Here is a 10,029-nt window from a genome sequence, read left to right as displayed (position 1 = left end):
TCTTAAATATACAAAAAAAAGTATTCAATAAGTCAATTTTTGGAACCGCCCTTATGAAATAAGTTGTGTAACATATTTTCATGACAAAATTTGGGTAGGTTTTTCGTTCTATGAGGGCGAGGGATATGAGGGTTATGGAGGGATTGGATTTTATAATATTAAAAATGGCAAAGTAGGAGTTCTCAGGCATCCTGCTCTTGTGAACAATTCCGCAAGAGAAATAAAATTAACTGACAGTAAAATTATGATTCAAACAATAGGCAATTACGAAGGTATGACCGGTGTGGGAAATGGATTAGTAGAAATTGATTTAGTAAGTATGAAAGCTATATCAAAGATCCCGCCGGGGACTGAAACAATCTGGGATAAAGATGGTGGCGAGACAGTGGCTTTTTATTATGATAAACCGATCGAAGAAACGAGTATTGATCAGCGCTTCAAGTTAAAAGAAGTTGAACAGTATAAATCAGAAGATTCAATTGTAATCGCTTCGCTTGGTTATGAGCGTTACATGGTCGAGCAAGCAAAATATGAATCAGAGCTTCGGTAATTTTCTTTACTTAATTCTATTATAGTACTTGATACAACCTTTACTCTAACCCCACAAGAGAATATTAAACAATTTCCGTATGGTGATGGTACAGGGATTTTATTCCATGGTGAAACTTGGTTATGCGATTTTTGCTCAGTTAGTTTTGTAATTGAAAGTGAATATATTTTTTTCCCAACATCGGGAATTGGGGCAACAGTTACCTACTCGAATGATAAATATTCTTTTTATGTAAAGTTAGTAGACTTTGAAACCAATAAAGAGAAAACATTATTTAAAAACATTAAAATGCAATTTATCGTAAAAGAGATTAGATGAAATAGTGGACGCTTACGTTGTGCCGGACGAGTTATATCCTATAAATTTTACTGTGATTAAAAGTGCATTTCGTGGTAAGTAATTTTAAAAAGTCACCTTCCAATGTTGTATTCTTTTCCAACCTCCGGTAAAATAACACGCATCTTAGGGAATCGAGTCAGTATTTCTTTTCCCATCCAATCGTATCCATCTTTTTCACCGTGGACTAATATTACCGTTTTCGGTTTTAATCGCTTTACAACATCAATTAATTCTTCGCGGTTTGAGTGGGAACTTAATCTGAACGACTGGACCTCGCAGGCAACTTTTATTTCTTCAGTCGTATCGCTAAGTTTAATCACATCGTCCGCTTTTGCGTTCAGTACTTTATTTTCTGGAGTTGTAGGGTCAACATAACCGTCGAAGAAAATATCAGAAATGCTGTTAAAATATATCGCAGATTGTAAATGTTTTTAACCTTTCCTATATTAAAATCGATATAAATGGAATTATTCGAAATAAATATTACTCCCTTCGAATTGTTTAAGAAACTGCATCACAAAAGCGGAACGATTCTCTTGGAAAGCACTATGCAGCATCCTGACTTGAGCAGAAAGTCAATCATCGTTACAGATCCGATTGCTATAATCAGTTTTGAAAATGGAGAATTGTTCAATTATAAGGGGGGGGGCAGAAATAAAATTACAGAAGAGCCACTTGAATATTTAAAATCTATTTTGAATCAATACAAAATTAATGAAGATGTTGAAGATTTTTCAGGTGGGCTCGTAGGATACTTTAGTTATGATTTCGGATGTTCATTCGAGAATGTGAGACTGACAAAACCCCATTCAACATTACTACCTGATTTTTTTTTTGGCGTTTACGAGTGGGGATTAAATTACGATCATTATAAAAAAGAATGGAGAATTTCGGGCGTTGGGGATATAAAAAAAGCAGCAGAAAATATTTTAGTCTCAATAAAAAATAAATTTGAAAATTATTCTCAACCGTTTGTTGAAATTCCTATCAAGAAAAATAATATACATTCGAATATATCACACAATGATTATCTCTCTGCGGTGAAAAGAGTAAAAGAATATATTGCCGCAGGCGACATCTATCAGGTAAATTTTTCACAGCAATTTTCGGGAGAGATAAACCTTCCTCCGTTGGCTGTATATGAGCGATTGCGGGAATTGAATCCCGCCCCGTTTTCGGCTCTGATGTGTGTCGGTGAAAATGATTGGGTGCTGAGTTCCTCACCTGAATTATTTATTGATGTTCAAAGAAAAAATGTTGAAACTCGACCGATTAAAGGGACTATTCGGCGTGGAAAAACTCCCGAAGAAGATGAAAAATTAAAACGAGAGTTGTTCAACAGTCCGAAAGACAATGCCGAGCTTTTGATGATTGTAGATTTGGAAAGGAACGATTTAAACAGAGTTTGCAAACCCGGAAGTGTTAATGTTTCTGATTTGAAGATGGTTGAAACTTATGCAAGTGTGCATCATCTTGTTGCAAATATTTGCGGAGAGTTGCGTAATGATTGTGATGTTTTCGATTTAATTGTGTCGGCATTTCCCGGCGGTTCGATAACAGGGGCACCAAAAATCCGGGCGATGCAGATTATCGATGAACTTGAGAAAAACAGACGAGGGATTTACACAGGTGCGATCGGATATATAGGTTTTAATGAATCTGCAAAATTTAATATTGCTATTCGTACTATGACTTGGGAAAAGGGTAAAGTTACCGTTGGAGTTGGAGGTGGAATAGTAGCCGACAGCGACCCCGAGAAAGAATATCAGGAAACTTTGCATAAAGGTGCGGCGATGTTTAAAGCACTTGGCGTGGAGGTAAAATGAAGGTTTACCTAAACGGTAAATTTTTAGAAAAAGAATCTGAAAAAATATCTCCGTTTAACTCGGCTTTTTTGTATGGCGAAGGGATTTTTGAAACTCTTCGAAGTTACAACGGTGTTCCTTTCCGACTTTCTGACCACTTACAAAGGATGAACAATTCACTTCCATTGTTTGGTTTTAAGATAATAAATGATAATCAAATTACGGATGCAATTTCAGAGTTATTAAAAATTAATAAATTGAGTTCCGCACGTTTACGAATTACGGTAAGCAAACACATTAATACCGATGAACAAATAGTTTTGATTGAGGCAACTGAATATCAGCCCACTTTCCCTGAATATGCATCTGTTATGATCTCGGGAGAAAAACTTCCACACGGTGTTCAATTGCTGATGCACAAAACGACTAACTATTTTTATAACAATCAAGTATATCGTGAAGCAAAATCGCGAGGATACGATGAAGCAATCTTTATAGATAATGAAAACCATATACTCGAAGGAACACGCACGAATGTTTTTTTTGTTAGAGATGGAGTTGTCTTCACTCCATCGCTTCATTGTGGAGTATTACCGGGAATAACTCGGAAAATTATTTTTGAGATTTGTAAGGAACTAAATATTAGTATCGAAGAGAAGACTTTAGATGTTTCAGAATTTGATAGATGCGATGAGGTATTTTTAACGAATTCGTTGGCAGAAGTCATTATGGTGAAGAGAGTAAACGAAATTATTTACAAATATTTTTCAATTACAGAAACTATATTAAATGAATATAGAACACGGATTCACACGGATTAGACTGATATATGCGGACTGTTATTTGTGTAAGTTGTGCATTCTTTGGGTTGTAATTCTCATTTTACTTTATTAATTTCAAGTCAAAATAAATCGGAGTAACTATGTCATTAATTATCGAAGAAAATATTAGAACAGAAACTATCTACAATGTCGCAAAGCAAATGGCTGCGACAGCAAGAACCGCACCTAAAGCTAGGGGCATCGACAATTTAGTAATCGCAATTGCCGATAAAAAGGAAATCGAAAAAATCTCTGAAGCGATGAAAAATATTGCAAGCCGGCAAGAATCGTCTTCGTTTTTCTTGAGAGATGCTAACAATATTCTAAACGCCGATTATTTATTATTAATTGGTACACGAATTAAAAGTATCAACGTTCAACCTTGCGACTTGTGCGGTTTCCCAAACTGTAACGAAAAAAATAAGCAGCCAGATGTTCCCTGCATATTCAACACGAATGATTTAGGAATTGCAATCGGGTCGGCTGTGAGTGTTGCCGCAAATCATAGAATCGACAATCGAGTTATGTATTCGGTGGGAAAAGCTGTCGTAGATATTAGATTGTTAGGCGATGATGTGAAGATTGTATTCGGAATTCCATTAAGCGTAAGTCCGAAGAATCCGTTTTTTGATAGGAAGTGAGAATAGATTTTAAATAACAAACATAAAATTAAAAGGAGAGAAATATGAAACACACAACTAAATCAAATCTTGAGGCGGCATTTGCCGGCGAAAGTCAAGCACATATGAAATATCTTATCTATTCTGAAAAAGCAGAGAGAGAAGGATTTCCGCAAATTGCAAAATTGTTTCGGGCGATAGCTTACGCCGAAAAAGTTCACGCTACTAATCATTTACGGTTGTTGGAAAAAATTAACAACACGGCTGCAAATTTGACGGATGCTGCAGGCGGCGAGAATTTTGAAGTTTCCGAAATGTATCCTGTATTCGATGCTGTTGCTAAATTGCAAGACGAAAAAGGAGCAATAAAATCGTTTCATTATGCGTTGGAAGCAGAAAAAATTCACGAAGAAATGTACTTGAAAGCGAAGGAGCTTGTTTTACAGGGTAAAGATATTTCTGAAGCCGATGTATATGTTTGTCCTGTATGCGGTCATACTGTTATCGGAGATGCACCTGATAAATGTCCGGTGTGTGGAGTTGCTAAAGAAAAATATGAGAAGTTCTAATTAAATAGACCACGGATTCACACTGAGGCGACGGATTGATACGAATAATAAATCTGTGTTTAACACTCTATTCCGCGTTTATCCGTGTTCTATTATCTTGATCGGATAATTCTCACCAATTTTTGGTTTTATGATATTGATGGATGGAAAATGGTTTAACAACTCTTTTTCCATCCAGTCAATTCCTTTTTTTTCGCCGTGAACCAGTATAACAATTTTCGGTTTAAGTTTTTTTACAACAGAGATCAAGTCATCTCGGTTCGAGTGGGAGGTAAGCCGGAAATAATCAACATCACAAGCGACTTTAATTACTTCGGATATTTCGGTGAGTTTAATGATATCACCTAATTTTGAATTTAGCACTGTATATCCGGGAGAATCAGGGGCTACATATCCTACGAAGAAAATTCCGAAGTTTTTCTCCTTTAACCACCGTTGTGCAAGTGCAAAAGATGTAGTTCCCTCAAACATCATTCCGCTTGAAGCTAAAACTATACTCGGAGTTTTAAAATACTTTCCCGTCAGAAACTCGTCTTGTATAATTGGTAACTGTGGTATTTCATTTATCTTGAAAACATTATTTATCCTCTTTGTGTTGAATCTGTGTAAATCATAGACATCGGAAATTTCACGAGCCATCCCACTCGTGTATATGTCGATGTGGGGTATGCTGCCTTTTCTCATCATTGTGTGGAGCAGAGTAATTGTTTCCTGAAATTTTCCGAGTGCAAATATCGGAATTAAAATCGAACCGCCTTTATCAATAATTTTGTTTACCGATTTTGCCAAACGTTTTGCTTCTTCACTCCGCTTTGCCAAAGAACCGGTAGCGCCTGAAGTGCATTCTAAAATCAGAACATCTATAGGTTCGTCAGGATAATCTGCGCTGGCAAGAATTGATTGTTTGCTCACATTAGTATCGCCCGTGTAGAATACCCTAATATCATTTGTCTGAATTAGTATTCCTGCTGCACCGAGTATATGCCCCGCATCTAAAAAAGTAACTTGTATATCCTGATTGCTGAAATGCCTGTAACCTTGAATCGGGAGCGATTCATTATATTTTAAAATGTTAAACGATTCAGTGAGCAAGTCAACTTGTTCGTGAGTGTATTTTGGAAGTGGGTCGCTATCCACTATTTCTTTTTGTGTAAGTGCCAAGCTGTTGTGTAGCATAACCTCGGCGAGATCACGAGTTTGCGGTGTTGTATAAATTTTTAGGTGTGGATTTTTTTGTATCAAATAAGGAAGAGCTCCAATATGATCTGTGTGTGAGTGAGAGATTAGTACGAAATCGGCGGTGAGATTTTCGAGGAGTTCAAATTTTGGAAGTGCTTCGCTCCCATTTTTTTCGGGATGTAGCCCGGAATCTAAAATTATTCCTGTCCCATCCATGTTCAGGTAAAAACAGTTGGCGCCGATTTCTTGTCCTCCGCCTATTACTGTGAATTGAATTCTATCCCTAAATGACAATTGAAATACCCAGATGATTTAGTGTGTTATATTTTGTTTTCTAAACGTTTTATTTTTTGGACATAATGATTAACAGCATTTTTAGTTCTCCCTAATGTTCGCGCAATCGAACGGGCGGTTTTACTTTTATGATGACGCATAACATAATGTTTTTCCCATTCTTTCCATGTCCTTTTAGACTTTATTTTTAATTTGTAAACTAGGGTTTTTGCAGAGTTAACAGAGCGATTAAGTTTTTTAGAAATGTATAGAAGCCCCTTTTTTTGATAATATTTTTCAACGAATTTTATTTCATTTTTTTGCCAATTGCGTCGCTTTAAAGTTTTAATACCAAGCAGCTCGGCACACCTTTGAATAGTCTTTTCTGATTTGTCTAAGTGATTGGCGATATACCTAACACCTTTATCACGATAATTAGCTTTAACATAATTGAGGTCTTTTTCCTTCCATCCTCGTATTAGTGAATAAGAAAATTTAATCCCGTGAGAGTTGGCATAGGAAATAATTGAATTTTTGTTTCTTTGTAAATACTTTGCAACATAATTTGGTCCGTACTCAGGGTAATTGCACTTTAAAAATTCTATTTCATCTTTCTTCCAAGGAACGTGTTCCAGTTTTTGCTCACGCGTGAGACCTAAGAATTTAACTTTAGACCGAACAGTTTGTGGTTTTATTTTTAAAGTGTTGGCAATATATCTCGAACCTTTTTTTGTATAGTTCTCAATTAGGAACTTGGTTTCTTCGACCGACCATCTCTTTCTTTTTTCTTCTACCACTTTTACTTTATGTTTTCGAGCGAATAATATAACTGCGGCGTGTGTCCGTTTAAGATGCTCAGCCACATATTTAGCCCCTCTTATTGGATAATACTTATTTAAAAAAATAATTTCTTCGTTCGACCATATATGCCTTTTTTCGTAGCTAACCTTAACTCCAAGATGAGATGCTTGAGTTTTAACGGCACCCTCTGAGCGATTCAATTTCTCTGCAACGATTCGTACACCTTGTAACGGATATTGCTCTTTTAGAAAGTTATTTTCCTCTTCAGTCCAAGTCTTATTCATCTTTGTTATAGAATATTTATATAATCTCGAATTTAGCCACTGATGGAATTAATCCTCTGTTGCTGGCAAAGTTGTATAATTTTTCTAATGCAGCTTTCCCATTTTCACCCATATCAATCGTTAGCTCACTCACGTACATCTTCACGAATTTTTCTCCGAGTTGGTAATTCAACCCGCGTCCATACTCAAGTGCGTAGGGGATCGCCTCATCTTGATGTGTATATCCGTAGTGAATGCTATCTTTTAATCCTTTTGAGAGTCGGGTAGCAAGCTCGCCTCCTAAATCTTTTCTGACTACATCGAGTCCGAGTGGAAGGGGTAAACCATCCGAAAAATTATCCCAAAATTCTCCGAAATCTAAAATCTTGTTAAAACCCTCCTCTTGATATGTAATCTGTCCTTCATGAATAATTAGCCCGCCGTCAAACTCACCACTTGTCACCTTATCCATAATTTGGTCGAAAGGTATATCTACATTTTCAATCCCTTCAGTAAAAAGTTTAAAAAGAAGAGTTGCAGTCGTAAGCGGGCCCGGAGTTGCAACACGTTTACCTTTCAGCTCATCAAGTGTTTTAAATTTTTTTGAGATGATTACAGGTCCGTAACCCTCGCCCATACTTGCACCGGTGCGCATTATCCAGTATTTGTCGGCAACATACGGATATGCGTGAGCCGAAATTGCGGTAACTTCAAGCTCGCCGCGCATAGCACGCTCGTTCAGAGTTTGTATGTCTTCAAGCGAATGCTCGATTGTAATTCCTTCTAATTTTACTTTACCCGATGCAAGTCCGTAAAACATAAACGCATCGTCGGGGTCGGGACTGTGTCCCACTTTGATTATTCGTTTTGTCATTTCTGTTCCTTCGTTATACAAAATTCTTTCTTCGATATTCATTATTTAATTGAAAGTAAAAAGTAGGTAGTATGTATTAAGTAGTATCAAGGTTTTACTCCAATGTAGGCGGTTACAATTCCGAAAGTCATTCGATGTTGTCGCGTATTATTAAATCCAATCTTCCTCAGGATATCTAAAAACCATTCGCCCTCCGGAAAATTCATAACCGTGTTGGGAAGATAGTTGTAAGCTTCAGCGTGTTTTGAAATTAATTTCCCAATCATCGGTAATACAAATTTGAAGTAGAAGAAATAAATTTGTTTGAAAGGAAAAAAGCTTGGTTTTGAAAATTCTAATACCAAAATAGATCCGTTAGGTTTCAGAACTCGCAGCATTTCCCTTAAACCTTTTTCAAGATTTTCAAAATTTCGAACACCGAATGCCACAATCGCAGCATCAAAATATTCAGAATCAAATCGAATTGCTTCAGCATTTCCGATTTCCAATTTTATCCTTTGTGAAAAACCTTTGTTTTCAACCTTTGATTTACCGATAGAAAGCATATTTGCAGCTATATCGATGCCGTAAATTGTTTCTACGCCATACTTTGCAGCTGCAATCGAAAAATCGGCTGTTCCGCAAGCAACATCCAACAAACATTTTGGTTTCGGATTTCTGAGCAAACGCAAGGCACGCCATCGCCAATAAAAATCAATTCCCCCGCTCAAGAAATGATTTAAAAAATCATAACTATGAGCGATTGAATCGAATAAATTTGCAACTTGCTCCGATTTATATTTTGCCTTTCCTTTATGTAAAAGCATAGAAGAATATAAATAAACTTAAAAAGAATTACAATTATTGGAATTTGTTTTTATCTTATTCTATTCTTATACTTATCAAGAAATAATAGAAGAGAATTTATTTTTATATGATAGTACTGATGAAGCATGAAGCGGTTGAACAAGATGTTCAACGTGTAGTGGAACGAATAGAAAAATTAGGTTTTAAAGCTAACGTATCGAAAGGCGTAGAGCGAACGGTTATCGGGATAATCGGTGATGAACGTTTTTTAAACAAAGACCAAATCAGTTTACTGCCGAACGTAGAAAACATTATTCCGATTTTAAAACCATACAAATTAGCAAGCCGCGAATTTCAGCCAACTGATTCAGTGATTTCGGTTGATGGTGTTCTTGTCGGCGGGAGTGAAATTGTGATAATGGCAGGACCCTGTTCTGTCGAGAGTGAAGATCAAATGCTTGAGTCTGCTGAAATAGTAAAGAAAGCGGGAATAAAAATATTACGGGGAGGTGCTTTTAAACCACGAACAAGTCCATATTCCTTCCAAGGTATGGGTAAGGAGGGTTTGAAAATTTTAGAGAAAGCGAAAAAATTTACCGGATTGAAAATTATTACCGAAGTTATGGATACAACTGAAATTGAACTCGTGGCAGAGTATGCCGATATTTTACAAGTGGGTACCCGCAATATGCAGAACACAAAATTGTTACAGAATTTGGGAAAAATAAAAAAACCTGTTTTATTAAAAAGAAACTATTCGGCTACACTTGCCGAATTTTTATTGAGTGCTGAATATATTCTTTCCAATGGGAATGACCAGGTAATTTTGTGTGAAAGAGGAATCAGGACATTTGTTGAATACACACGCAACACACTCGACTTGAACATCGTTCCTGCAATTAAACAATTATCTCATCTTCCTATTATTGTTGATCCGAGTCATGGGACGGGAAGACACGATTTTATAATTCCAATGAGCCGGGCAGCATTAGCCGCTGGTGCCGATGGTTTGATAGTTGAGATGCATCCAAAACCTGAGGAGGCGACTTCAGATGGCGAACAATCACTCAAGCCCGAAAAATTATTCCAACTGATGAAGGAAGCTGATTTAATAGCTAATGCAATTGGAAGAACTTTGCTTTAAGATTA

At 36.6% G+C, this 10,029-nt stretch carries 11 protein-coding genes; 6 read left to right on the top strand and 5 right to left on the bottom strand.

All coding sequences use genetic code 11. The features are described from left to right. Nucleotides 1–244 precede the first annotated feature (244 nt). Nucleotides 245–550 carry a hypothetical protein gene (locus QME58_09290; protein MDI6804024.1) on the top strand — a complete coding sequence of 102 codons (306 nt, stop codon included), beginning with the start codon at nt 245–247 and terminating at the stop codon, nt 548–550. Nucleotides 551–960: 410 nt separating this feature from the next. On the opposite strand, the gene QME58_09285 is transcribed toward QME58_09290, so the two are convergent. After that, nucleotides 961–1,209: an MBL fold metallo-hydrolase RNA specificity domain-containing protein gene (locus QME58_09285; protein ID MDI6804023.1), complete on the bottom strand. Its 249-nt coding sequence runs from the start codon at nt 1,207–1,209 to the stop codon at nt 961–963. A 141-nt stretch (nt 1,210–1,350) separates the two neighbouring features. Between QME58_09285 and pabB the strand changes: the two genes are divergently transcribed. The 4 genes from pabB (at nt 1,351) to QME58_09265 (ending at nt 4,704) form a co-directional block, all read left to right on the top strand. Beyond that, on the top strand, nt 1,351–2,715 hold the full coding sequence (pabB, locus tag QME58_09280) for an aminodeoxychorismate synthase component I (protein MDI6804022.1): 1,365 nt from the start codon (nt 1,351–1,353) through the stop codon (nt 2,713–2,715). Next, nucleotides 2,712–3,515 (top strand): aminotransferase class IV, encoded by an 804-nt coding sequence (locus QME58_09275; GenBank protein MDI6804021.1) that lies wholly within the window; start codon nt 2,712–2,714, stop codon nt 3,513–3,515. The genes pabB and QME58_09275 overlap by 4 nt, the downstream gene beginning before the upstream one ends. A 101-nt stretch (nt 3,516–3,616) precedes the next feature. Then, the gene (locus tag QME58_09270; GenBank protein MDI6804020.1) at nt 3,617–4,156 is read left to right on the top strand and encodes a DUF2148 domain-containing protein; all 540 of its coding nucleotides are present in this window, start codon (nt 3,617–3,619) and stop codon (nt 4,154–4,156) included. A gap of 44 nt (nt 4,157–4,200) precedes the next feature. Then, a complete protein-coding gene (locus tag QME58_09265) occupies nt 4,201–4,704 on the top strand; it encodes a rubrerythrin family protein (GenBank protein ID MDI6804019.1) in 504 nt (167 codons plus the stop codon). A gap of 78 nt (nt 4,705–4,782) precedes the next feature. Here QME58_09265 and QME58_09260 read toward each other — a convergent pair whose 3' ends face one another. The 4 genes from QME58_09260 to ubiE all read right to left on the bottom strand — a co-directional run bounded on the left by QME58_09260 (nt 4,783) and on the right by ubiE (nt 8,900). Further along, complete coding sequence (locus tag QME58_09260) at nt 4,783–6,177, bottom strand: MBL fold metallo-hydrolase (GenBank protein MDI6804018.1); 1,395 nt, start codon at nt 6,175–6,177, stop codon at nt 4,783–4,785. A 26-nt stretch (nt 6,178–6,203) separates the two neighbouring features. Continuing rightward, nucleotides 6,204–7,241, bottom strand: a complete 1,038-nt coding sequence (locus tag QME58_09255) for a hypothetical protein (GenBank protein MDI6804017.1) — start codon at nt 7,239–7,241, stop codon at nt 6,204–6,206. 16 nt (nt 7,242–7,257) lie between these two features. Further along, nucleotides 7,258–8,094, bottom strand: coding sequence for an ABC transporter substrate-binding protein (locus QME58_09250; protein ID MDI6804016.1), 837 nt, complete (start codon nt 8,092–8,094; stop codon nt 7,258–7,260). 86 nt (nt 8,095–8,180) lie between these two features. After that, complete coding sequence (ubiE, locus tag QME58_09245) at nt 8,181–8,900, bottom strand: bifunctional demethylmenaquinone methyltransferase/2-methoxy-6-polyprenyl-1,4-benzoquinol methylase UbiE (GenBank protein ID MDI6804015.1); 720 nt, start codon at nt 8,898–8,900, stop codon at nt 8,181–8,183. Nucleotides 8,901–9,007: 107 nt separating this feature from the next. On the opposite strand from ubiE, the gene aroF reads away from it, so the two are divergent. Beyond that, the gene (gene aroF / locus QME58_09240; protein ID MDI6804014.1) at nt 9,008–10,024 is read left to right on the top strand and encodes a 3-deoxy-7-phosphoheptulonate synthase; all 1,017 of its coding nucleotides are present in this window, start codon (nt 9,008–9,010) and stop codon (nt 10,022–10,024) included. Nucleotides 10,025–10,029 lie beyond the last annotated feature (5 nt).

The sequence above is a fragment of the Bacteroidota bacterium genome (assembly GCA_030017895.1).
Classification (GTDB): Bacteria; Bacteroidota; Ignavibacteria; order UBA10030; family BY39; genus JASEGV01.
This window is presented reverse-complemented; position numbering and strand designations above follow the sequence as displayed.